Source organism: Bradyrhizobium sp. USDA 4510 (assembly GCF_054059095.1).
This window is the reverse complement of record NZ_JBSSBT010000001.1, coordinates 6,039,930-6,063,137: the sequence shown is the minus strand read 5'-3', so window position 1 is coordinate 6,063,137 and position 23,208 is coordinate 6,039,930. Positions and strand designations below refer to the sequence as shown.

Below are 23,208 nucleotides of genomic sequence, written 5' to 3'. Positions count from 1 at the left end.
CAGAGAGGCAACATGTCACAGGATGCAGTCATCGTTTCCACCGCGCGCACCGGCGTCGGCAAGGCCTATCGCGGCGCGCTGAACAACACCGACGGCCCGACTTTGGCCGGCCATGTGATGGCCGAAGCGGTGAAGCGTGCCGGCATCGCGCCCGGCGAGGTCGAGGACGTGGTGATGGGCTGCGCGATGCAGCAGGGTACCATGGTGATGAACGTCGCGCGCAAGGGTGCCATCCGCGCCGGGCTGCCGGTGACGGTCGCCGGCACCACCATCGATCGGCAATGCGCCTCCGGCCTGCAGGCGATCGCGGTCGCCGCCCGCTCTGTCATGCTCGACGGCGTCGAGATCGCGATCGGCGGTGGCATCGAGTCGATCAGCCTGGTGCAGAACGAGCACATGAACAGGTTCCACGCCGTCGACGACGAGCTGATGGCAATGAAGCCCGAGATGTACATGTCGATGCTGGAGACCGCCGAGGTCGTCGCCGAGCGCTACGGGATCGGCCGCGACAAGCAGGACGAGTACAGCCTCGAGTGCCAGCGCCGCGTCGGCGCCGCGTTGCAGGGCGGCCGCTTCAACGACGAGATCGTGCCGATCACGACCAAAATGGCCGTGGCCAACAAGGACACCAAGGAGGTCAGCTATCAGCAGGTGACGCTGGCCAAGGATGAGGGGCCGCGGCCGGATACCACGGCGGATGGGCTCGCCAAGATCAAGCCGGTGTTCGAGGGCAGGACCATCAGCGCCGGCAATGCGAGCCAGCTCTCGGACGGCGCCTCGGCCTGCGTGATCATGAGCGACAAGGTTGCCGCGCAGAAGGGCCTGAAGCCGCTCGGCATCTTCCGCGGCTTCGTCGCCGCCGGCGTCGAGCCGGACGAGATGGGCGTCGGCCCGGTTGCCGCGATCCCGCGGCTCCTCAAGCGGCACAACCTCAAGATCGACGACATCGATCTCTGGGAGCTCAACGAGGCCTATGCGGTGCAGGTGATCTATTGCCGCGACAAGCTCGGCATCGATCCGGACAAGCTGAACGTCAATGGCGGCTCGATCGCGATCGGCCATCCCTACGGCATGACCGGGGCGCGGCTCACCGGTCACCTCTTGATCGAGGGCCGGCGGCGCAAGGCGAAATACGGCGTGGTGACCATGTGCATCGGCGGCGGCATGGGCGCGGCGGGCCTGTTCGAAATCGTCCACTGAGCGGAAACGCGGGAGAGACTTGTGAAGACAGCAATCACTGAACTGTTCGGCATCCAGCATCCGATCATCCAGGGCGGCATGCATTTTGTCGGCTTCGCCGAGATGGCGGCCGCGGTGTCCAATGCCGGCGGTCTCGGCATCATCACCGGCCTGACCCAGAAGACACCGGAGCTGCTGGCGAAGGAGATCGCGCGCTGCCGCGACATGACGGACAAGCCGATCGGCGTGAACCTCACCTTCCTGCCGAGCTTCACCGCGCCGCCCTATCCCGAATACATCGCGGCGATCCGCGAGGGCGGCGTCAAGGCGGTGGAAACCGCGGGCCGCAGCCCGGAGCAGTACATGCCGGCGCTGAAGGCGGCCGGCATCAAGGTCATTCACAAATGCACCTCGGTGCGGCATTCGCTGAAGGCCGAGAAGATCGGCTGCGACGCGGTCAGCGTCGACGGCTTCGAGTGCGGCGGTCACCCCGGCGAGGACGACATCCCGAACATGATCCTGCTGCCGCGCGCGGCGGACGAGTTGAAGATCCCGTTCGTCGCTTCGGGCGGCATGGCGGATGCGCGCAGCCTTGTCGCGGCGCTGTCGATGGGCGCTGCCGGGATGAACATGGGCACGCGCTTCATCGCGACGAAGGAAGCGCCGGTTCATCCCAATGTGAAGCAGGCGCTGCTCGACGCCGACGAGCTCGACACCCGCCTCGTGATGCGCGCGCTACGCAACACCGAGCGGGTGCTGAAGAACAAGGGCGTCGATGAGCTGCTCGAGATCGAGCGCGAGAAGGGCGCCAGGCTGAAGATCGAGGATATCCACGAGCAAGTCGCCGGCGTCTATCCGAAGGTGATGATCGACGGCGAGATGGATGCCGGCGCCTGGAGCTGCGGCATGGTGGTCGGCCTTATCAATGACATCCCGACCGTCAAGGAGCTGATCGACCGCATCATGGCCGAAGCCGAAGCGATCATCCGGCAGCGGTTGACCGGCTTCCTCGACGGTAAGTTCGAAACCATGCCGGCCCGCGCGGTCGCCTGACGGGAGAGTGCCATGACCGAGCACGTCAAGGTTGAGATCGCCGCCGGCGTCATGACGCTGACCTTGCAGCGGCCCGAGAAGAAGAATGCGCTGACCGGCGCCATGTATGACGCGATGTCGCATGCTCTGAAAGAGGCCGAGACCGATCCGGCCGTCCGCGTCATCCTGTTCCAGGGCGACGGCGACAGCTTCACCGCGGGCAACGACCTCGCCGACTTCGCGAGCCAGGCACGCGGCGAAAGCGCAGTCGATAGCCCCGCGCATCGCTTCATCGAGACCATCAGCAAGGTCGGCAAGCCGCTGGTCGCCGCCGTGCAGGGCAATGCGGTCGGCGTCGGCACCACCATGCTGCTGCATTGCGACCTGGTCTATCTTGCCGAGAATGCGCGGCTGATCACGCCGTTCGTCAACCTCGCTCTGGTTCCGGAAGCGGCGTCGAGCTGGCTGCTCCCCTTGAGGATCGGACACGCGCGGGCCTATGCGATGTTCGCGCTCGGCGAGCCGATGGATGCGCAGGGTGCGCTGGCATCTGGTCTCGCCAACGCCGTGGTGCCGCAGGCCGATCTGCGCAAGAGGGCGCATGACGCGGCTGTCGCACTGACCAGGCGGCCGGCGGGGTCGCTCAGCATGACCAAGAAGCTGATGCGCGAGCAGCAGAAGATCGCGGCGCAGATCGCCGAGGAAGGCGTGCTGTTCAAGGAGCGGCTGACGACGCCCGAGGCGCGCGAAGCCTTTGCCGCCTTCGCCGAACGGCGTCAGCCTGATTTCACCAAGCTGTCGGCCTGACCGACAGCGGAACTCACGGACACATCGAGGGAGTGAAAGCATGCGCGTCACCGGCAGCCATCAATACCCGACCATGGAATCCGTGATCTACGGCAAGCCGGCGGCCGAAGCGCTGCGCGAGGAGGCCGAGCGGCTGGATGCCAGGCGCGTCTATCTGATCGCCAGCCGGACGTTGAACACCACGACCGACGAGATCGGGAAAATCCGTCAAGCCCTCGGCGACCGCCACGCCGCGACCTTCGACGGCGTGCCGCAGCACACGACGCGGGACGTGGTGACGCAGATCGCGCGGCAAGCCGGCGAGGCCAAGGCGGACCTCGTCGTCGCGATCGGCGGCGGCTCGGTGGTCGATGCGGCGAAGATCGTGCTGATGTGCATGGAGCACGAGATCTTCGAGCCTGATGGCCTCGACGGCTTCGAGACCACGCCGGACCGCCGCTTCGGGCCGTTCCGCACGCCGAAAGTGCGCATGATCGCGATCCCCAGCACGCTCTCCGGCGGCGAATACAATTCCGGCGCGCTGGTCACCGATACCAGCCGCAAGCTGAAGCAGATCTTCAACCACCCGATGATGATGCCGCGCAGCATCATCCTCGATCCCGCGATCACGAAATATACACCGGAGAAGCTCTGGCTCGGTTCCGGGACGCGGGCGATGGATCACGGCATCGAGGCGATCTGCTCCAGCCGTCCCAACGTGCTGGTCGACGCGGTGTGCCAGCAGGGGCTGCGCTATCTGCACGACGGTCTGCTGCGCACCAAGGCCCACCCCGACGACGAGCCGGCGCGGCTGAGCTGCCAGCTCGGCTCCTGGCTGTCGGCGTTCGGATTGCAGTCGCGAGTGCCGATGGGCGCCAGCCACGCCATCGGCCATGTGCTCGGCGGCACCTGCGACGTGCCGCATTATTTCTGCACGGCGGTGATGATGCCGAGCGTGCTCCGCTATAACCGCCCGGCGACGGAAGCCGCCCAGCGATCGATCGCCGCTGCGCTCGGCGCGCCGGGGCGCGATGCCGGCGAGGCGTTTGCGGCGTTCATCGCGGAGCTCGGCTTGCCGCGGCGGCTTGCCGATGTCGGCGTCGGCGAAGATCGGTTTGAGCTGATCGGCCGGAACGCCATGCTGTCGATCTTCACCCGGGCCAACCCGCAGCCGATCCGCGAGCCCGGCGACGTCGTCAAGATCCTGAAGCTGGCCGCCTGAGGCATCAGCACCGGAGCAGCCGCCATGGCCGCCTTGCGCATCTTCTCCTATCTGCCGAACCCACGGGTCTGGAAGGCGACCATCGCGGCGCGGTTCTGCGGCGTCGACGTCGAGGTCAGGGGCGCGTCCGGCAAGGAGTTGCGGGACTGGTTGTGGGACTATGATGCCCGCCCGCTGGCGGAGCATGAGCGCGCCTCGCTGTCGTCGCTGGCACGGACCGGGCGGGTCGGACTGACCGGGGCGCAACTGTTCAAGACCGATGCGTTCATGGCGGCGCAGCCGTTCGGCAATGTGCCGGCCGCGTTCGGCGCCGACGGCAAGGTCGGAATCTTCGAATCGAACAGCATCATGCGCACGGTGGCGCGGCTCGGCGAGGCGAAGTTCCCGCTCTACGGGCGCGACGCCTTTGAGGCGTCGCGGATCGACAGTTTTCTCGATGTAAGCCTGGTGTTCGCGCGGGACTCGCAAATCTATCTGCTGGCGCTCTCGGGCGGCACCGTCGATGCGGCCATTCATGCGCGCGCCAAGGATGCGTTCGCGATCTATGCGTCCGGCATCGAGCAGGCGCTGTCGCCGCGGCAGGAGGCGCTGGTCGGGAACGGTATCTCGATTGCCGACATCTGCTTTGCCGCCGAACTCGCGCTGTTCATGAATGAACATGCGCGGACCGAGCAGCTGAAAAAGCAAGGATTGGCGAAAATCCTGCATTCGGGCGTGCAGGATGAGTATCCGCTGATGTTCGCGCACTTTGGCCGCCTGATCGCGCATGAGCATGTCGGGCCGGACCTCAAGCCTTACGTCGAGAAGCTGCTGTCGAAGGCGGCCGCCTGACCATGAAGGCCATGAGCCGCAACGCGGAGGGTTGATCGCATGACCGCACCTGTCTCTCTGATATCCGGCGTTGGGCCCGGCACCGGTTCGGCGCTCGCCAGGAGATTCACTGAGGGCGGCTATCGCGTCGCGCTTCTCGCCAGGAACGAGGCGCGCCTCGCCGCGCTCGAAAAGCAGCTGCCGGGCGCAAAGGCCTATCGGTGCGACGTGTCCGATCCCGCGCAGGTCGAGGCGGTGGCCTCCGCCGTGGAGCGCGATCTCGGCAATCCCGCCGTGGTCATTCATAACGCCGTCGGCGGGGCGTTCGGCACCTTCCGCGAGATCGATCCGGAGATTCTCAATCGCAACTTCCAGGTCAACACGATGGGATTGCTGTACCTGGCACGGCGATTTGCCCCGGCGATGATCGCTGCCGGCAAGGGCGCCATCGTCGCGACCGGCAATACGTCGGCGTTGCGCGGCAAGGCCGGCTTCGCGGGGTTCGCGCCGACCAAGGCGGCACAGCGGATTCTCGCCGAGGCGATGGCCCGCGATCTGGGGCCGCGAGGTGTTCACGTCGCCTATCTCGTGATCGATGCCGTGATCGATCTGGAGTGGACGCGCAAGCGCTGGCCGGATCGGCCGGACGACTTCTTCATCAAGCCGAAAGCGATCGCCGACGAGGTCTGGCACGTCGCCCATCAGGATCGCAGCGCGTGGTCGTTCAATGTCGAGATCAGGCCGTTCGGCGAAGCCTGGTAGCGCCGCGCGCCGATCGCAAGAGTTGGTCAATTCATAAAAGCTCAGGAGGAATTTCATGTTGTTGAAGACGCTTGCCGTGTCCGTTGCGATGCTCGCGGCGCTTGCCGCGGCTCCAGTCCGCGCCGAAACGCCGGGGGTATCGGAATCAGAGATCAAGGTCGGGGCGACGTTCCCGTTCAGCGGGCCGGCGTCGCCGCTCAGCAACACCGGCAAGGGCCTGATCGCCTACGTCCATTCCGTCAATGACCGCGGCGGCATCAACGGCCGCAAGATCAACCTCATCACCTATGACGATGCCTACACGCCGCCCAAGGCCGTGGAGCAGACCCGCAAGCTGATCGAGAGCGACGAGGTGGCGTTCCTGTTCAGCCCGCTCGGCACGCCCGGCATCGGCGCGACCATCAAATACGTCACCGCGAAGAAGGTGCCGCATCTGTTCGTCGTCAGCGGCGCGACCAAGTTTACGAATTTCGCGGAATTTCCGCTGACCACCACGGGACTGCCGAGCTACAACACCGAAGGCAAGATCTACGCAAAATACATTACGCAGACGGCGCCCGATGCGAAGATCGCGATCCTCTACCAGAACGACGATCTCGGCCGCGATTTCGTCGCCGCGTTCAAGGAGGTGTTGAAGGCCGATTTCGACAAGAAGGTGGTGACGTCTCCCTATGAGGTCACCGAGCCGACCATCGAATCCCGCGTGGTGACGTTGAAGGCGTCGGGTGCGCAGGCGTTCCTGATCGCCGGCACACCGAAATTCGTGGCCCAGGCGATCAAGAAGGCGAACGAGATCGGCTGGTCGCCGCTGACCATCGTCAACTATGTGTCGAGCTCGGTGTCCGCGACCATCGTGCCGGCGGGCGCGGACAAGGCGGTGGGCGTTGTCGTGGCGACCATCACCAAGGATCCGAACGACAAGAAGTGGGCCGACGATCCCGGCATGAAATGGTATCGCGCCCATTTCGAGAAATATCTCCCAGGCGCCGATATCGGCGACAACAACTATCTGTTCGGCACCCAGCAGGGCCAGATCCTGGAGCAGGTGCTGAAGCAGTGCGGTGACGACCTGTCGCGCGAGAACATCGTGAAGCAGGCGCGCAACATCAGAGGGCTCGTGCTGCCGACGCTGATGCCGGGCATCGCCATCAACACAGGCCCCGACAACAGCATGGCCTATACGCAGCTTCAGCTGCAACGCTGGACCGGAAGCTCATGGGAGCAGTTCGGCGGCGTGCTGAGTGCCGACCTGAACTGAACCGGGTCGACCGAGGCTAGTGGAGCCGTCGCGCGATCGGCTTCGCCAGCGTGCCTTGCCACTCCCGCTGGGCTGGTCGGTCGCTTGACCGCAGGCTGTTCAGCAAGGCGGTGGTCTTCGGCTGGACCCGCGAGCCGTCGATCACCTCGAGCCGGCCGCAGCGGTTGAGCGTGTGCAGCTTGCGTCCGGTCCACAGCGGCCCGGGTTTGAGCAGATGGCGCACGGCCTGCCGGTAGATCGTCGGCGACAGTTCGAGCACTTCCGCAAGTCCGAGCGCCGCGCCGTATCCGTTGGTGCAGTCCTGCACCGGCCGCCACAGCTTGCCGTTGATGGTCACGAAATTGCCGGCGGGTCGGGTCGTCGCGCGATCCATCAGGATCGGATTGCTTGCATGCGGCCGCCAGGGGCCGAACAATTGCTCGGCGTAATAGATCGCCAGCGTGTCGGAATATCCGCCGGTGCCGTCGCGCCAGGCTCCGAACATGTAGTAGAGGCCGTCATGCTGCGTGATGGTCGCGTCGGCGAGTTCGAGCCCGGACAGCAGCGTGCCCTGCCGTTCCCACTTGTCGGGAAAGCGAACGCATTTGTAGATCGGGACATCGCGATGCGCGGTGCTTTCCGGGATCATCCACAGCTCGCAATTGTTCTCGATCAGGAACGGGTAGGACAGGTGCCACGGCTCTTCGAGCACCGGCAGCACCGTGCCGACCGGACCGTTGCCGTCGAATTCGATCGCGGAGATGATGCCCTTGCCGGTTCGGTGGTCGAGGTCCTCGAAGAACACGAACGTCCTGCCCTGCCATTTCACCGGGACGGGATCGGCATAGAAGTGATTGCCGGGATCGCCGAGCACGTTCCAGGCAGGTCCCGACAGGTCACCGGTCCGCCAGATATCCGCGTCGTCGGCGTAGCGCCAGCCGACATGCCAATGCGGCGCGTAGCAGCAAAGACGATAGATCTCCTTCGCGATCGAGGTCGCGACGCCGCGCAGGACAAAGGGCGCGGGATTTCCCGGCGCGCTGCCGGTCGCCGGCACAGCGAGTTGCGGCACCAGCCGCGGAGCCCCCGACAGGATCGGCGGCAGCATGGACAGGGTGCGCGCCATCACCGTTTCGAGCCCGCCGCTCAGGCCGGTGGCGATTTCCGCCGAGGGATGGCCGCGGTCCATGACCGTGCCGTCGAGCTCGTTGACGATTTCAATCACCGGCAGGTCGCCGGCGAGAATGGCGGCCAGTGCGGCGGCTTCGCCCGCCTGTCCGTTGAAGTGTGGACGGAGGTAGAGCCTGGCGGAGCAGTTCGGGTCCCGCTCGGCAGTGGTGAAGTCGACCACCACATCGGGGTTGCCCATGCGCGGCCGTTCCGCAATCGTCTTCAGCCTGTCGACATCACCCGCCTTGCCCTTGCGCAGCACGATGCGTTCGAGCTCGAACAGCATGTCGAGGCCGGCGGGCCCCGGCCCCGGCGTCGTCGTCCAGGCGATCTGAACGGGAATATCCTGATCGCTGACGCGCAGCGTCTCGCGACGCATCCAGAGTCGCGCCTGCGCGCGATCGCAGCGAAACTCGATAATCATGTCCAGCCCAATTTCCTAGTGCGCGTCCACTCCCACGGCATTGCCGAGAATGCGGACGTATTCCTCTATCATGGCATCCAACGAATAACGCGACTTCAGGCCCACGGCACTTTGCCGCAGCTGATCGCTCAACAAACGATCGGTCAGGACTTTCGACACGGCGGCCGAAAACTCGGCCTCGTTAGCCGCGTCAACGAAGACCGCCGCGGGCTGTCCCTGGTAGGACAGCACCTCGCGCAGCACGGGAAGATCGTTGACGACGCAGGGAATGCCGGCGCTCGCGGCTTCAACAGCGGCAAGGCCGAAGGTTTCGGCCTGCGTCGGAAATACAAAGACGTCGAGGCACGCCAGGAATTCGGCCATCTGGCGCGGTGGGATCTCGCCGATGAAGTGCAGTCGATCCGCGACTTTCAGCTCGCTCGCCAGGGCTCGCAGCCGTTCCTCGTCCGCTCCTTGTCCGGCAAGGGCAAGATGCCAGGATTGGTCGGCGGCCAGCAGGCGAATTGCCGCATCGAGCCGCTTGTGCGGATGCAGTCTTGCCGCGCAGCCAAGCAGCGTGCGATCCGGCGGCAGCCTGAACTGCTGCCGCGCTACGTTCTTCGGCAGGCTGTGCGACTTGTCATCGAAGCCGTGCGGGACGTGCGTCATGCGCGCGCGATAGGTCGCGGGGTAGCGGGCGTATTCACGCTCCATGTCCCGCGAATTCAGCGTGATGCACTGGAAGAAGCCGGTCGAGCCCATGAAGATGTCGGCGGCGCGCACCGGCATGCTCATCGACATCGCCGAGGACACCTGATTGGCGATCACCGGAGCGCGGCAGACGAGCCGCGACACGCCTCCGCCGATCACATTGCCGAAGTGCTGGAAGGTCAGCACGACATCGGGCCTGATGGTCCTGAGATGACCGGCGAGCGTCCACAGCATCCGCAGCAGGGCCAGGGGATTTCCCGGGCGGGTCTGCGCGCAATAGAAAGTATTGGGCGGCTCGTCGAAGGAATCCGATTTGCGGAAGAAGAACAGGTTGGCGACGTCATAGCCGCGCGCGGAGAGGCCCGCGCCGAGCAGCCGCGATATCTCCTGCGCGCCGGCGTTCTCGGCCTGGGTCTGTACCAGGACGACACGCAGCTTTGGCTTGCTCTCGTTCGGTCGATCGCGTGATGCGGTCGATGCCTCGCGCAATTCTGTGCTTGGCCTGTAATGAAGCACGGCTTCCTCACCCGTCGAAGGAGTGAAATCGTCTCCCTCGCTATTGCGCGCGTACTTATCACGCGAAGCGCGCTCGTAGATCGAGTAGCGCGTGTTGAGGTTACTGCTCATTTAGTGCGATCAGACATTGCCAGCAATCGAGAGCCATTGTTTCACACACAGGGTACAGCCGGCTCGTTAACTAATTGGTTACGTCCGCATGAGGAGGGGGTAACCGTGGATTAACCATAGATATTTACGTTGGAGCAGCACTGTCAGTTGAATTCGAGTAACAGCCCCATGAAGTTCGGTAGCCGCGTAGGCCCGAGACGTTCCGAAGCCACGGAACCCGCCGCGTCGTGGGAAACTGCCGGCGTGCCGACCAGCCGATCCTCTGCGGAAACCACCAAAGGCGTGCTTAGCATTTCCGGCGTGGTGGCTTTTTTCCGCGAGAACGGTCAACGCATTCTCATGCTCGCCGCGGTGATCTTCGCGGTCGGCGTCATTCTGCTGATGTTGATTCCGGCGCGCTATGCCGCGACCGCGCTCGTCGTGGTCGACCCGCGCGAGCAGCGCGTGACCACCGATCAGGACGTCCTGCCGGGGATCGGTCAGGATGCCGCGGCACTGCAGAGCTATGTCGAGATCGCCAAATCCGACGGATTTCTCGGGCCGCTGATCGAGCAGCTCAAGGTCGCCGAGGACAGCGACATCTCCGGCGGCAGAACCGACCCGACGCGCCTGCTCGACCGGTTTCGCAACCGGCTCGACATCTCCCGGCGCGGATTGACCTATGTCATCGCCATCAAGTTCACGTCCAACAACCCGCAGCGCGCGGCGTATTACGCCAATGCGGTGGCTGAGGCGTTCGTCGCCAGCCAGCGCGGCACGCGCAGCCTGGCGACCGACGAAGCCGCCGACTGGCTGAAGAGCCGGCTCAAGACGTTGAACGACCGCTTGCGGTCTTCGGAAGATGCCGTTGCGAAGTTCAAGCTCGAGCACCGGATCGTCAACGCCGGCAAGGAATCGACGACGCAGCAATTGCGCGTCACCGATCTGACCCAGCAGGTCGCCGCCGCGCGCGCCCGAACCGAGGAGGCCAAGGTCCGCTATGAGCAGCTGCAGCGCGACCTGAAGGCCAATGTCGACGGGCCCGTCAAGCAGGACCTGCTGAGCGCGCTGCGCGCCCAGCGCTCGGCGCTCAACGATCAGATCGCACAGAAGCGCGGGGTGCTGGGCGATCGTCATCCGGACCTCGTGATGGCCCTCAGCCAGCTCAGCGATCTCAACCGCCAGATCGAGATCGAGCGGAAGAAGAACATCGAGACCGCGAAGTCGGAATATGAGGCCCAGCGCGATCAGCAGAAGGCGCTCGAGGATCAGCAGAAGGCGGTCGAACAGCAAATCCTGGTCGACGGTCAGGCTCTCGTCAAGCTGCAGGAATTGCAGCGCGATGCAGATGCCAACAAGAATATCTACGAGCAGTTCCTCTCGCGCTACAAGACCACCGACGAGCAGCGGCTGCTGCAGAGCTCGCAGACCAAGGTCGCATCGCCCGCGACGCCGCCGGTGCGCTCGACGCTGCCGCCGCTTCCGCTGTTGCTGGTCGCGCTCGCGATCGTCTCGCTGCTGACGTCGACGGCGATCGTCGCCGTTCCCGGCCTGAATCTGAAGCAGCTCCCGATCAAGGCCATTCCGCCGCTTCGTCGGGCCGAGGCGCCCGCACCGCCGGCGCCGGCCGCGCCGCAACCTGCGCTGCCGCCGGAATTGCCGGTGCTGGCCCGCATTCCCAACATCGCGTCGCCGGATACCGTCAGGAGCGTCTGGCAGACCCCGATCCCGTCGACGGCCGAGCCCGATCTCGCGCCGCATCTTCAGCTGCTGATCGAGAACATCGAGCAGCTTTCGGGAGAGCACGGCAAGGTGGCGCTGTTGCTTTCGGTCGAGGGCGGTGCGGGCGGCAGCACCGTTGCGCGGTCGCTCAACCGATCCGCCGTCAAGAACGGCATGCTCAGCGTCTTGATCGAGATGGAATCCAGGCGCGCCGAGGCCGCGCCGCCGCAAGGCTCGGGGATCATCAAGGCCGATCTGCCGTCCGTCGTCGAACTGCTGGGCGCCAGCAGCAAGGCGCCGCCCTATCCGCCGGACGATATTCGCGCCGATTTCGGCCTGATCATCGTCGACGCATCGTCGTTTGCGCTGCAGCCTGCCGCGGTGGCGCTGGCTGCCCATGCCGACCTCGTGATCCTCGTGGTTCGCGAAGGGGCTGCCAACTCGGCTGCGATCGGCAAGGCGCGGGCCGATCTATCCGGGTATGGTTCGGTCCCGACCGTGCTGGTCGTCAACCGCGTGGCGGTCAATGCCGCCGTTCGCGATCCTGAGGGAGAGGCGCTGGGCCTGGCGAGCTGAAGGCGGTTCGGCTGAAGCTAGAGCCGTTTCCGTTCCCAGAGTATCGGAACGCGGCTCCGGATTCTTGTTTTGACGCGTTTTCGTCACGCGAACCGGTAATCTACTTCCCTCGAAAAACGCTCTAGTCGTTGCTGTCCGCAACGCGGACCGCGTAGGCGTGACCTTTCGACGGCCACAGATGCGACAGCACCAGAATGGATGGGTCGACGCCGGTCCGCCGCCGGCACAGTACATTGAGCGCGACGGTGGCGAGGACCAGCGAGACCGTCGCCGAGATCGCGGCGCCGAGCACGCCGAGCCAGGGGATCAGCACGACAAATCCCAGCAGCCGTAGTGCCACGTTGGCTGCGACGACGGGAACATAATCACGCTCATGACCTGTCAGCTGCAGAACAGCGGCAGAGGGGCCGCCTGCCGCCTGGAAGGCCGTTCCGATCGCGAGCACGATCAACACCCACTGCTGCGCGGCAAAGTGCGGCCCGAACAGGCCGAGCAGATAGGGGGCGCCCACCCAGACAATGACGAGCCCGCTGAGCACGCAGAGTGCGGTCACCTCGGCCATCAGCTTTAACGTATGTTCGAGCTCGCCGTGGTTCTTGCTGAAATACAGCGAGGGCAGCCGACGCGCCCCGAACGTGTAGAGCGCAGCCGACAGCATCGCGAAGATGTTCGCCAGCCGCGAGGCGGCGAAATAGACGCCGGCGGTGGCCGGATCCAGCATCCAGTAGACCAGAATGACGTCGAAATACTGGTTTGCCGCTTCGAGAATGGAGGCGAGCCAGAACCGGAATGCGCTCTTGTTCCAGCGCGAGGTCTCGAAGCGCGCCGTGACCGACCGCAGGTTCGGCAGCACCCGTACGATCGATACGATCTGCACGACGAGCCCGAGGGCCATGGCGGCCGACATCGCGCTGAACAGCTCGGCGGGGGTGAGCTGCCGGTGGCCGAACAGCACCGCGATCAGGAACAGGACGACGGCGACGCGCCAGAAGAACTCCCGATTGCCTTCGCCCATCAGGATGCTGACCAGCGATCGCGCGATCTGGCTGCCGAGCATCAGCCCTGCATTGATCGCGGTGAACGCCGAGACCGACAGGATCAAGAGCCACCACTCGCCGCGAATGCTTGCCGCCGCGGCGATCGCGGCGATCGAAATCAGCATCCCGATCGCGGAGTTCTTCAGGCTCGACAGCAGCACACCCTTGGTGAACTCGGCCTGGCCGCGCACCTCATACTCGTTGAGAAATCGAACCAGGAGCAGCTCCTGGCCGACCAGGCCCACCACCGAGGCGATCTGGGCGACGGAGAGCAGGGTTGCGAAGTTTCCAAACGCGTCCGGCGTCATCGCCCGCGCGGCGAGCGAGAACAACGCGAATGCGAGCCCGCCGCTACCAACCTTGAGCAGGATGGTCCCGGCAACGCCGCGCGTAACGTCGCGCCGTAACAGTTGGAGCACGGAGGCAATCACCAGAGACGTCTCAATATCCAGTCGGGCTGTTGACCGCAGCAATCGGTGAAGCCTGGAGTGTTAATGTTCTCTTGCTAAGATTCCGTTCCTTTCGAACGGCTGCCGGGCCCAACGCAGTTGTGAACAGGGCCAGGTCGCGTTGCTCCATTCTGGAACGGCGCCGTCTGCCCTGTCTCCAAACGGAGCAGGTTGGATTTGCCTCCAGCGTCCGGTCCAGTGGCGCGGACCTTGCCGGAACAGACCGCGCTTGCGCGTCAACGCCATTTGTCGCTGCTCGATGGCCTGGCAATTGCCTCGCCATCCCGCTGCGGAGCCTGCAAAGGTTCAGTTTCATGGCCGACCGTCGTGCAAGCCATGTGCCGAGAGACCGCAGATCGTGGTCCGGACGTTGTCATTAACATCGATTCTGGAACTCGTCGTGCTCGATCGGCAAGGCGACACCGCAGGCAAGGAAATTGCAGTTCCGCGGCCAACCAGAGCTTTTCCGTTCCGATGGAATCGGAACGGCGCTCTAGATTCTTGTTTTGACGCGTTTTCTTCACGCGAACCGGTATCCACTTCGCTCGAAAACGCTCTAGCCGTCGGAGCGGACGAACATGATTGCCGAGAAAAGTGCGACCAAGCCGATCGTGGCCTGCGAGACCGAGGTCATCGAAGCGGACGTCGCAATTGTCGGAGCCGGTCTGGCAGGCTCGCTTGCAAGGGCTGTGCTCGCCCGAGCCGGATACCGCGTCGTCCTGATCGACAAGCGATCGATCCCGCCGGACGAATTCCGGGTCGAAAAAATCGCCGGACGGCAGATCGATATCCTCCGCCGCCTCGGCTTCATCGACGACATCGAGGCCATTGCCGCGCCCTATGACCGGGTGATCAACATCAGGGGCGGCAAACTGGTCGATATCGGCGTCGGCCGGTCCTACGGGATTTCCTATGCCAACCTCGTCAACATGGCACGCGGCCTGACGCCCGATGCGTCGAGCTTGCTGCTCGACCAGGTGACCAATGTCAGTTGCAGCGAGGAACGTCAGCAGTTGACGCTGGCCTCGGGAAAACGCGTCGTCTCGCGTCTGGTCGTTCTGGCGACCGGCATGGCGAACGTGCTCGGCCACAGTCTCGGAATGCGCCGGCAGATGCTTGCTGCGCGCCACTCGGTCTCGTTCGGCTTCACGATCGCACGGCCGGACAACGCGCCGTTCGATTTCGATGCGCTGACCTGCTATGGCGAGCAGGCGGCTGATGGCGTCGACTATCTCAGCCTGTTTCCGATGTCGGGCGGCATGCGGGCGAACCTGTTCATGTTCCGCGATCCGACCGATCCGATCATGCGTGAGCTGCGCCGCGACACCAGACGGACGCTGCTTCGCCTGATGCCGGGATTGCAGCCCTATCTCGGGGATTTCGAGGTGGTCGGCCAGGTGCAGAACTGGGTCATGGATCTGACCGTGACCGAGGGCCATCTGCAGCCCGGCGTCGTGTTGATCGGCGATGCGTTTCAGACCAATTGTCCCGCAGCCGGAACCGGCGTTGGCCGACTGCTGGTGGACGTCGAAACGTCTTTGCACGGACTATGTGCCGCGCTGGCTGAAGACCGCCGGTATGGGCGCGGACAAGATTGCGCAGTTCTATTCCGATCAGGACAAGCTCGCCGCGGATCAGCACTCGCTGCACCTGGCGAGCTTCCGCCAGGCCTTGACGTTGAACACCGGTGTGCGCTGGAACTTGCGGCGGAAGCTGCACTTCCTGCGCCGCACGATCACACACCGGGTGGACCGGATTCATCCGGGATGGGTGATGCGCGTGCGCGGCGCGCTCCGCTGATCGGGTTGCCAGCGCCGGGCGGCGCTAGCGCGTGCCGGTCGAGGTGCGGACCGGCCTGAAATCGGTCACACGCTTGGCGGCCTGCTTGATCCAGGGCGCCTGCTTCAAGGCAAACAGCGCGAGCGAGCCGGCCGCGCTCCCGGCCTGCGTCACGGCCGACATCGGCGTCGGCTGACCGCCGAAGTACGTCTTGTAGGGTTCGTCACCGATGGTGAAGTCCAGCACCCGACCGCCGCGCTCGATGCAATCCTTGGCGACGCTCTCGAATGTCAGCGCGCCGATCGATTGGCTCTTGTATCCCTCGACATCGAACGCCGTCATGACGACAAGGAGGCTGTCACGGTGAACCAGCCCAAGGGCTGCCGCGATGACTTTGCCGTCCATCTTCATGGCGTAGAGCCGGGTAAACGAGCCCATGCCGCGAAGCGCCACGCTCGAGTAGAAATCGAAATACTCCGGTCGCTGCAACAGGTCGCCATCACCCTGTTCGTGAAACCGCGGACCGCGAAACTTTCTCATCGTCTCCATGGCTTCGCCGACGGAAGCGCTATCGGCGCAGCATGAGAAGGTGAGCGTGCCCTTCTTGTGGATCTGGCGCCATTTCTTTGCCAGCTCCTTCTGGTACGACTTTCCCATTGCGTTGATCTGCCACTGCTCGAACGGCGCAACCAGGACCGTCGCGTAGGCATTGGTATCCATCAGGCTGCGATGGGGCGCTCCGAGCAGATTCTCGATCGGCATCCTCGCATCGAGCAGCTTGGGTATGCGCAGCAGGTCGAACGGCCGCAGCACCTGTCGAAGCCGTTCGCAGGCACGCTGGTCTTGCAGCAGGTTGGTGAAGGTCGCGATGCTGCACACCGGCGACAAATAGTCGGACACGCGGAGATCGGCGAATTCGATGGTGCGCATCGGGCCGCGCCGCACGCGCAGCATCGGCAGCACGGCCGCAAGCGACCTGTTCGCACGATGGCGGACGGCGACGACCAGCGGCTTGGCCGACGCAGCGGGAGCGAGCTTGCGATAAAGGCTGTCCAGCCATAGCGGATGCTGGAAGGCGGTCGCGTCCGAGCCTTCAAATAACTTCACGTACTCTTCAGACAGGAAGTCGAATGCGTCGTCGATGCAGACATCGAACGCGTCATCATTCTTGTTCATGTGAGACCAAACAAAACGACAGTTTCAAAGCGCCGACTGAATCCGGCACGCCGCCCTTATAGCAAAGGTCGATCGGCTCGGGCAGCGGCAGAACACGATTTGTATTAATGTAATGCCTCGACCTTTGCACATTGTTGCTGGGGCGAGCCATTGCCTTCATCGCATCGACTGCGATCGGCTGTCATCTCAGTTGGCCGCGTCCGGGGATCAGCATCGTTAACAATCCCTTAAGGATGCGTTCAATCGCGCCGTGGTGAGATATCGCACCCGGTCTGGACCGGATATTGCAGTTAAGGGCTCGCAAGTCCTGGAGTCCCGCCGAAATGCTGAGTCACAGCCAAAAAAACCGCGCTTCCTACGCAATTTCGTTCCCGCAGGCCGACCGCAAGCCGCCTCGGCGTCTCAATTCGGACATCGCTGCTCCGCCTGTCCGGATTTGCGACACGTCGCGGGCCGAGCAGATGTCCCTGGCGTCGGCGCAGATCGGATCATTGCCACACGGTGCGCCGGAGCGGCGTATCAATCCTGTCGGCAGGGCTGCGACTGCCGGTGTTCCCCGGGCGACCATCGGTGGACTGCGGCTCGCCGTGCTCGATCGCGAGCAGACCGCCGAGTTCATGGTCGAGGCGGTGCATCCGAACCGGCGTGTCAATCGTCCGCTGTATCTGACCTCCGCCAACGGCGAGGTGCTGTCGCGCTGCTCGACCGAGCCGATGACGGATCGGCTGTTCCGTACCGCCGACCTGATCAACGCCGACGGGCAACCGCTGGTCATGGTGTCCAAGCTTCGGTCGCCGAATCCGCTTCCCGAGCGCGTCGCGACCACGGACCTGTTTCACGACGTCGCGCGCAAGGCGGAAGAACTCGGGCTGACTTTCTATCTGTTCGGCGCCAACGAGGCCGAGAACAAGGCTGCCATCGCCAATGTCCGCCGGGCCTATCCGGCGCTCAAGATCGTCGGCCATTCGCACGGCTATCTGCGCGGCGACGCGCTGCGGGCCAAGGTCGACGAGATCAACGCCCTGGCGCCGGATTTTCTCTGGGTCGCGCTCGGCGTGCCCTATGAGCAGGCTTTCGTCGACGAATTCATGCCTCGACTCGGCAATGTCGGCGTCATCAAGACCTCGGGCGGGCTGTTCAACTTCCTGTCCGGCTCGCGGCCGCGTGCGCCGAGATGGATGCAGATCGTCGGCCTCGAATGGGCCTGGCGCCTGTGGCTCGAGCCGCGGCGGCTGTTCTGGCGTTACCTGACGACCAACCCGCACGCGCTCTATCTGCTGTTCAACCGGACCCGATCTTCGTCAACGAAAGACTGACGCCTCTCACGAGTGCAATGTGCTGCTCCGATCCACCGGAGCAGCAAGCTCATTCCATGAGCGGAGTACAACCGAATGGACGGACGTGCGATCGACAGTTCGGTCTGGCAGGCACCCGGCGTCGGGGCGGAAAATTTCGCCAAGACCGTCATCGGTTGGTCGATCACCATCAATGTGATCATGTCGATGGGGACCTTCCACGCCGCGCTGCTTCCGACCGAGTTGACCCTGGTGCAGCAAGCCGTCGCCCTGTTGATGTGGGGCGTCCTGATCTACGCAAGCCTGTTCATCCGTCCCTGCCTGCGGCTGGCCCTCAATCTCGACGCGCTCGTGATCGTCGCGTTCTATGCGTTCGCCACTGTTTCCGTGCTGTGGACCAACCTCGGCGTGGCGGCCCTGATGAAGGCCGCGGCGCTCGCAATCACGACGCTTGGCGCGTTCTGCATGATCACTCGCGTCGATATCGACGACATCGTGACATCGGCCACCCGCGGCCTGTTGGTGCTGATCGCGGCCTCTGCGCTCTGTGCTGTGATCCTGCCGGACATCGGGATCGATCAGACCTGGATGCACAAGGGGCAGTGGCAGGGTGTCTTCGAGTCGAAGCAAACCCTCGGCTTCGCCGGCGCCTATCTCATGTTCTTCGCCTGCTATCGAAAGATAGCGGGACAAGGATGGCTGCCGTTCCTCGTGACGTTCGTGCTGGCCTCGACCTGCGTCATGCTTTCGGAGTCGCGCGGCGCCGGCGCCCTGTCGTTGGTTGCCTGCGCGCTGCTGCTCACCTCCCTGTGGTCGGTCCGGTGCATGCAGGTCTACGCGATCCTGCCATGTGTCATGTGCGTCGCGGCAGCGCTATTGATCCTGTATTTCTACACGACCGGATACGATTCGATTCATGCCTTCGACACGACGATCGACTTCACCGAGCGAACCTTCATCTGGCAGTACGCCATCAGCCATTTCGATGACGCGCCGCTGTTCGGATTCGGCATCAACGGTTTCTGGACCAATCCGGCGATCTACGACTATTTCAACCAGAACCACGGCTGGGTGCTCGACAATTATCACAACGGCTATATCGCCATTCTCGTCGAGACCGGATTCCTGGGCTATTTCCTGTTCACGGCGAGCGTCTTCCTGTTTTCCTACAAGGTGCTCTGCCTGATCGCAGGGCGAGCGATCGACCGTCTGCACTGCGCGTTGATCATCGGGTTCGTCTTCCTCAACTGCCAGACCAATTTCACCGAGACGGTCTTCCTTCGTTCGACGATGTTCACGTCGGTGCTGCTGATCGCCTTCTTCCTCGCCATTTGCCGGCCGGTGCCGTCATCGCGCGTAGAGCCGCGCGAGTTGGAGCAGCCATGACCGCGTTCCGATTGCTTCTGCAAAGAGCCTTCGTCATGCTGGCGGCGGCGGCACTTGCTCTCCCGCTGATCGCGCCGGCGAACGCTGCGGGGCAGGGGGCATCGCCGGACGCCGCGCCATTGGGGCGCGGCATCAATATCCTCGGCTATGACGGCATCTGGGAAGGCTACCGGAACGCGCCGTTCCGGCTGGAAAACCTCGCCGCGATTCGCAGGGCCGGATTTTCCCATGTCCGGATCAACTTCTTCGGCTTCAGGCATATGGAGTCCGGCAACATCCTCGATGATGCCGTCCTGCAGCGCCTCGATGCCGTGATCGAGCAGGTGCTGGAGAATAGGCTCGTTCCGATCCTCGATGAGCACGACACCGATCTCTGCCAACGCGACGTGGCCGAATGCGGCGTGAAGCTCAAGGCATTCTGGCGCCAGATCGCATCGCGCTATGCGGGGAAATACCCGGCGCTGGTGTTCGAGATCCTGAACGAGCCCGGCGGCAACATGACCTCGGCCGAATGGAATGCGCTGCTCGGCGATTGTCTTGCCATCATCCGGGATACCAACCCGAAGCGCAATGTCGTGGTCGCGATCCTGAACACCGAGGAGCTGCCGATCGATCAGCTGGTGCTGCCGGCCGGCGACCGAAACCTCATCGTCACATTCCACTATTACCTGCCGCTGCAATTCACCCATCAGGGCGCGCCGTGGTCGCCGACCTTCTCGAAGATCGGTCCGTTGCGCTGGGGCTCTGCGGAAGACTTGGCCACGGCCTCGGCCGATTTCGACAAGATCCGCTCCTGGTCCGAGAAGGAGCAGCGCGCGATCTATCTTGGCGAGTTCGGTGTCTATGAACGCGCGCCCGCGGAGAGCCGCGCGACGTATCTGTCGTTCATGGCGAGACGCGCGGAACGCAATGGCTGGGCGTGGGCTTACTGGCAGTTCGACCACGATTTTGCGGCCTTCGACGGCGTCCGGCAACGCTGGAAGGCGGACATCCTCCGCGCGATCATCCCTCCGGTCCGCTAAGCCGTTCGATTGGACGCAGCGTTCGATTCAGGATTGGCCAGCGGCCTTGACGACGCGATTGTCCCGCGCAACGAGCACGCCACCCTTGTAGACTGAACGCCCGGACGGCCGCGCCACCACGGCCTCCTGGATATGCACGGCGTTCAAGGTCACGAAATCGGCCTTGGCCCCCACATGCAGGCCGTAGTCCTCGAGCCTGAGCGCCTTGGCGCCGGCCGCGGTGATCATGTCGAACGCGATCGCGAGCTCCTCATCGGTGTAGAAGCCCGAGCGGTATCCGATCATCATGGCACGGCCCAGCATGTCGCCGTCGCCATAGGGCCACCAGGAGTCGCGGATGTTGTCGTTGCCGCTGAACACCGTGACGCCGGCTTTCCGCAACAGCGCGACCGGCGGGAACGGCCGGCTGCCCGGGGCATTCGTCATGATCGCCACGCCCGAACGCGCCAGACTGTCGGCGGTCTTCTTCAGCGCATCGGCAGGAATGTCGCCGAGCCCGTAAGCGTGGCTGACGGTGACGCGGCCCGCCATGCCGAGCGCGCGGGTTCGCGCCGCGATCTGCTCGACCTCGAAGGCACCGAGCATGCCGCCGTCATGAAGATGGATATCGACATCGACGCCGTGCTTTTGCGCAACGCCGAACACGACATCGAGATGGCCCTCGACATCCCGGTCGAAGCTAGCGGGATCGAGCCCGCCGACGGCATTGGCCCCGAGCTTGATCGCCTCGTCGAGCAGCTGCGGCGTGCCCGGGCTGGTGAGGATGCCGTTCTGCGGAAACGCCACGAGCTGGATATCGATCAAGTCGCTGTATTCCTCGCGAACCCCGAGGATGGTCTCCAGCGACTTCAGCCCCACCGAGCCGTCGACCATGACGTGGCTGCGCATCTGCGTCGTGCCATGGCCGATGCAGAGGTCGAGCTGGTTCCGCGCGCGCACATCCATCGGCGCGGCGGCGGCAAGGTTCTTGGCCTGAAACGCCACCCGCTCATGGACGTCGAATCCGTCGGTGCAGGGACGGTGTGGCCGCCAGGTATCGCCGTAAAAACTGGTGTCGAGATGGATGTGGCCTTCGACGAAGCCGGGCACGACCAGCGCATTGCCGAGATCGACGATCTCGACCCCGCTGGGGCGTTCGCCCTTCGCCTCAATCGCAACGATGCGGCCGCCACGAACCAGCATATCGCGGCTGGCGCCGTCACCGAACCTGGCATTGATGAAGAGTTTGTCGGCTGGCATCGGATCTGTTCCTCTTCTCGCTTGCGTCGCATGCAGATCGCGCGGCTCTCCATGCCTTGCCTAACATGGTCAGAGGAATAATACTCCGCTCGCACAAGCAGACAAGGAACCGAGAGCGTTGCCGGAGATTGCAAGCGGGGAACAGTTCGATGTCAAGCGCGCAGCCTTTGCCGCGACCATCGGCAACATGCTGGAGTTCTACGACTTCATCACGTACAGCTTCTTTGCGACCGAGATCGGCCGCACCTTCTTCCCCGCGCACAGCGAATACGGCAGCCTCATGCTGTCGCTTGCGACCTTCGGCGCCGGTTTCCTGACGCGGCCGATCGGCGGCATCGTGCTCGGCATCTTCTCCGACCGGGTCGGCCGGCGGCCGGCGATGCTGCTGAGTTTTGCGCTGATGGGCGGCGCAATCCTGACCATCGCGCTGACGCCATCCTATGCCGCGATCGGCATTGTGGCGCCGATCATCGTGATCCTGGCGCGGATGGTGCAAGGATTTGCGCTGGGCGGCGAGGTCGGGCCGACCACGGCCTATCTGATCGAGATCGCTGCACCGAGGAACCGCGGCCTCGTGGTCGCCTGGCAGCCTGCCAGCCAGGAGATCGCGGCGACGGTGGGCGCGCTTGTCGGTGTCATCCTGAGCAGCGCGATGGCGCCCGACATGCTGCAGGCCTATGGATGGCGCATCGCGTTCCTGCTCGGCGCCGTCTGCCTGCCGTTCGGCATCTGGATGCGCCGCACGCTGCCGGAAACCGTCTCGCATGGCGAGCACGTCGCCGGGCAGATCGAACGCTCGAGCCATGTGGCGCTGGCGCGGCGGCATCTTCGCGTCATCGTGCTGGCGGTGATGATCCTGGCCAGCGGCACGATCTCGACCTATGTGACGCAATACATGACGACCTACGCCAAGAATACGCTGCATGTGTCGCCGTCTCTGGCGTTCACGGTATCGCTGGTCAGCAACGGACTGCAGATCATCGGCGCGGTGCTGGGCGGCTGGCTTGCCGACCGGCTCGGACGCAAGCCGATCATGATCTGGCCGCAGCTGGTCGTGCTGGTGCTGACCTATCCGGCCTTCCTGTGGATCGTCCAGGACCCCGGCGCGTGGTCGCTGCTGTTCGGCTTCGGCATCCTGTCGTTCATCGGATCGCTGCCGTTCACCGCGTTCTATGCCGCCTTCACCGAAGCGCTGCCCCAGAGCATTCGCGGCGGCGTGTTCGCCACGATCTACGCGGTCGCCATCGCGACGTTCGGCGGCACCGCGCAACTCGTGGTCACGTGGCTGCTGCACGTGTCAGGCGATCCGCTGGCGCCGTCCTGGTATCTTCTGCTCGCGGCGGCGGTCGGCATCGTGGCCATGAGCCTGATGCCCGAGACCGCCCCGGTGAAGGTCGGCGAGAAGTAACCGCCGCGCTCAATCCATGTCGCGAAAGGCGTGGCCGTTGGCTTCGATTTCCTTCACGAGCTGCGGCGGCAGATTGGCCTGCGCCGAGGTGCCGTCGAACACCCAGTCCTTGGCGTCGGCAAGGTCGGGAAGGCCGGCGCCCTTGCGGACGTAGAGACCGACCGATGCCTTCTTCGGATTGATGTAGAGATCGTAGTCCAT

18 protein-coding genes and 1 pseudogene are annotated in these 23,208 nt (G+C 64.2%); 13 read left to right on the top strand and 6 right to left on the bottom strand.

The window, feature by feature from the left end; all coding sequences use genetic code 11:
- Positions 1 to 12 precede the first annotated feature (12 nt).
- The 7 genes from ACVMDN_RS28215 to ACVMDN_RS28185 are packed head-to-tail and all read left to right on the top strand — an operon-like array spanning position 13 to position 7,049.
- Positions 13 to 1,200: an acetyl-CoA C-acyltransferase gene (locus tag ACVMDN_RS28215; RefSeq protein WP_076830568.1), complete on the top strand. Its 1,188-nt coding sequence runs from the start codon at positions 13 to 15 to the stop codon at positions 1,198 to 1,200.
- A 21-nt stretch (positions 1,201 to 1,221) separates the two neighbouring features.
- Complete coding sequence (locus tag ACVMDN_RS28210) at positions 1,222 to 2,232, top strand: NAD(P)H-dependent flavin oxidoreductase (RefSeq protein ID WP_057019203.1); 1,011 nt, start codon at positions 1,222 to 1,224, stop codon at positions 2,230 to 2,232.
- 12 nt (positions 2,233 to 2,244) lie between these two features.
- Positions 2,245 to 3,018: an enoyl-CoA hydratase-related protein gene (locus ACVMDN_RS28205; RefSeq protein ID WP_076830571.1), complete on the top strand. Its 774-nt coding sequence runs from the start codon at positions 2,245 to 2,247 to the stop codon at positions 3,016 to 3,018.
- A 40-nt stretch (positions 3,019 to 3,058) separates the two neighbouring features.
- Positions 3,059 to 4,219 carry an iron-containing alcohol dehydrogenase gene (locus ACVMDN_RS28200; protein ID WP_076830574.1) on the top strand — a complete coding sequence of 387 codons (1,161 nt, stop codon included), beginning with the start codon at positions 3,059 to 3,061 and terminating at the stop codon, positions 4,217 to 4,219.
- A 24-nt stretch (positions 4,220 to 4,243) separates the two neighbouring features.
- Complete coding sequence (locus tag ACVMDN_RS28195; protein WP_076830576.1) at positions 4,244 to 5,050, top strand: glutathione S-transferase family protein; 807 nt, start codon at positions 4,244 to 4,246, stop codon at positions 5,048 to 5,050.
- A gap of 39 nt (positions 5,051 to 5,089) precedes the next feature.
- Entirely contained in the window at positions 5,090 to 5,791 is a 702-nt protein-coding gene (locus tag ACVMDN_RS28190; protein WP_456834823.1) for an SDR family NAD(P)-dependent oxidoreductase, read from the top strand.
- Between the two features lie 55 nt (positions 5,792 to 5,846).
- Positions 5,847 to 7,049, top strand: a complete 1,203-nt coding sequence (locus ACVMDN_RS28185) for an ABC transporter substrate-binding protein (RefSeq protein WP_076830579.1) — start codon at positions 5,847 to 5,849, stop codon at positions 7,047 to 7,049.
- A 16-nt stretch (positions 7,050 to 7,065) separates the two neighbouring features.
- Here the strand turns inward: ACVMDN_RS28185 and ACVMDN_RS28180 are convergent, their stop codons facing one another.
- The gene (locus tag ACVMDN_RS28180) at positions 7,066 to 8,622 is read right to left on the bottom strand and encodes a glucosamine inositolphosphorylceramide transferase family protein (protein ID WP_076830582.1); all 1,557 of its coding nucleotides are present in this window, start codon (positions 8,620 to 8,622) and stop codon (positions 7,066 to 7,068) included.
- Positions 8,623 to 8,637: 15 nt separating this feature from the next.
- Positions 8,638 to 9,828 carry a glycosyltransferase family 4 protein gene (locus tag ACVMDN_RS28175; protein WP_076830674.1) on the bottom strand — a complete coding sequence of 397 codons (1,191 nt, stop codon included), beginning with the start codon at positions 9,826 to 9,828 and terminating at the stop codon, positions 8,638 to 8,640.
- Between the two features lie 279 nt (positions 9,829 to 10,107).
- Between ACVMDN_RS28175 and ACVMDN_RS28170 the strand changes: the two genes are divergently transcribed.
- Positions 10,108 to 12,216 (top strand): GumC family protein, encoded by a 2,109-nt coding sequence (locus tag ACVMDN_RS28170; RefSeq protein ID WP_076830585.1) that lies wholly within the window; start codon positions 10,108 to 10,110, stop codon positions 12,214 to 12,216.
- A 121-nt stretch (positions 12,217 to 12,337) separates the two neighbouring features.
- On the opposite strand, the gene ACVMDN_RS28165 is transcribed toward ACVMDN_RS28170, so the two are convergent.
- Positions 12,338 to 13,663, bottom strand: coding sequence for a lipopolysaccharide biosynthesis protein (locus tag ACVMDN_RS28165; RefSeq protein ID WP_301322461.1), 1,326 nt, complete (start codon positions 13,661 to 13,663; stop codon positions 12,338 to 12,340).
- Between the two features lie 617 nt (positions 13,664 to 14,280).
- Between ACVMDN_RS28165 and ACVMDN_RS28160 the strand changes: the two are divergent.
- A pseudogene (locus ACVMDN_RS28160) lies at positions 14,281 to 15,502 on the top strand (FAD-dependent oxidoreductase).
- Between the two features lie 24 nt (positions 15,503 to 15,526).
- On the opposite strand, the gene ACVMDN_RS28155 reads toward ACVMDN_RS28160, so the two are convergent.
- Positions 15,527 to 16,657, bottom strand: coding sequence for a GNAT family N-acetyltransferase (locus ACVMDN_RS28155; RefSeq protein WP_076830595.1), 1,131 nt, complete (start codon positions 16,655 to 16,657; stop codon positions 15,527 to 15,529).
- A 461-nt stretch (positions 16,658 to 17,118) separates the two neighbouring features.
- Here ACVMDN_RS28155 and ACVMDN_RS28150 point away from each other — a divergent pair, with 461 nt between their 5' ends.
- From ACVMDN_RS28150 to ACVMDN_RS28140, 3 genes are all read left to right on the top strand, one after another.
- A complete protein-coding gene (locus ACVMDN_RS28150; protein WP_057019213.1) occupies positions 17,119 to 17,973 on the top strand; it encodes a WecB/TagA/CpsF family glycosyltransferase in 855 nt (284 codons plus the stop codon).
- Between the two features lie 75 nt (positions 17,974 to 18,048).
- On the top strand, positions 18,049 to 19,338 hold the full coding sequence (locus ACVMDN_RS28145; RefSeq protein WP_057019214.1) for an O-antigen ligase family protein: 1,290 nt from the start codon (positions 18,049 to 18,051) through the stop codon (positions 19,336 to 19,338).
- Positions 19,335 to 20,360, top strand: coding sequence for a glycoside hydrolase family 5 protein (locus ACVMDN_RS28140; protein WP_456834824.1), 1,026 nt, complete (start codon positions 19,335 to 19,337; stop codon positions 20,358 to 20,360). Before ACVMDN_RS28145 ends, ACVMDN_RS28140 begins: the two co-directional genes overlap by 4 nt.
- Before the next feature lie 27 nt (positions 20,361 to 20,387).
- Here the strand turns inward: ACVMDN_RS28140 and ACVMDN_RS28135 are convergent, their stop codons facing one another.
- Positions 20,388 to 21,599, bottom strand: coding sequence for an amidohydrolase family protein (locus ACVMDN_RS28135; RefSeq protein WP_076830600.1), 1,212 nt, complete (start codon positions 21,597 to 21,599; stop codon positions 20,388 to 20,390).
- A 118-nt stretch (positions 21,600 to 21,717) separates the two neighbouring features.
- Here ACVMDN_RS28135 and ACVMDN_RS28130 point away from each other — a divergent pair, with 118 nt between their 5' ends.
- A complete protein-coding gene (locus ACVMDN_RS28130; RefSeq protein ID WP_076830603.1) occupies positions 21,718 to 23,007 on the top strand; it encodes an MFS transporter in 1,290 nt (429 codons plus the stop codon).
- Between the two features lie 9 nt (positions 23,008 to 23,016).
- Here ACVMDN_RS28130 and ACVMDN_RS28125 read toward each other — a convergent pair whose 3' ends face one another.
- A complete protein-coding gene (locus ACVMDN_RS28125) occupies positions 23,017 to 23,208 on the bottom strand; it encodes a hypothetical protein (RefSeq protein ID WP_057019217.1) in 192 nt (63 codons plus the stop codon).

Bases quoted from the DNA above. Each gene is read 5' to 3' on its own strand.
- ACVMDN_RS28205 (WP_076830571.1), top strand. From the start codon at position 2,245: ATGACCGAGCACGTCAAGGTTGAGATCGCCGCCGGCGTCATGACGCTG.
- ACVMDN_RS28185 (WP_076830579.1), top strand. From the start codon at position 5,847: ATGTTGTTGAAGACGCTTGCCGTGTCCGTTGCGATGCTCGCGGCGCTT.
- ACVMDN_RS28170 (WP_076830585.1), top strand. From the start codon at position 10,108: ATGAAGTTCGGTAGCCGCGTAGGCCCGAGACGTTCCGAAGCCACGGAA.
- ACVMDN_RS28200 (WP_076830574.1), top strand. From the start codon at position 3,059: ATGCGCGTCACCGGCAGCCATCAATACCCGACCATGGAATCCGTGATC.
- ACVMDN_RS28140 (WP_456834824.1), top strand. From the start codon at position 19,335: ATGACCGCGTTCCGATTGCTTCTGCAAAGAGCCTTCGTCATGCTGGCG.
- ACVMDN_RS28155 (WP_076830595.1), bottom strand. From the start codon at position 16,657: ATGAACAAGAATGATGACGCGTTCGATGTCTGCATCGACGACGCATTC.
- ACVMDN_RS28195 (WP_076830576.1), top strand. From the start codon at position 4,244: ATGGCCGCCTTGCGCATCTTCTCCTATCTGCCGAACCCACGGGTCTGG.
- ACVMDN_RS28215 (WP_076830568.1), top strand. From the start codon at position 13: ATGTCACAGGATGCAGTCATCGTTTCCACCGCGCGCACCGGCGTCGGC.
- ACVMDN_RS28150 (WP_057019213.1), top strand. From the start codon at position 17,119: ATGTCCCTGGCGTCGGCGCAGATCGGATCATTGCCACACGGTGCGCCG.
- ACVMDN_RS28190 (WP_456834823.1), top strand. From the start codon at position 5,090: ATGACCGCACCTGTCTCTCTGATATCCGGCGTTGGGCCCGGCACCGGT.
- ACVMDN_RS28135 (WP_076830600.1), bottom strand. From the start codon at position 21,599: ATGCCAGCCGACAAACTCTTCATCAATGCCAGGTTCGGTGACGGCGCC.
- ACVMDN_RS28145 (WP_057019214.1), top strand. From the start codon at position 18,049: ATGGACGGACGTGCGATCGACAGTTCGGTCTGGCAGGCACCCGGCGTC.
- ACVMDN_RS28180 (WP_076830582.1), bottom strand. From the start codon at position 8,622: ATGATTATCGAGTTTCGCTGCGATCGCGCGCAGGCGCGACTCTGGATG.
- ACVMDN_RS28125 (WP_057019217.1), bottom strand. From the start codon at position 23,208: ATGGACTACGATCTCTACATCAATCCGAAGAAGGCATCGGTCGGTCTC.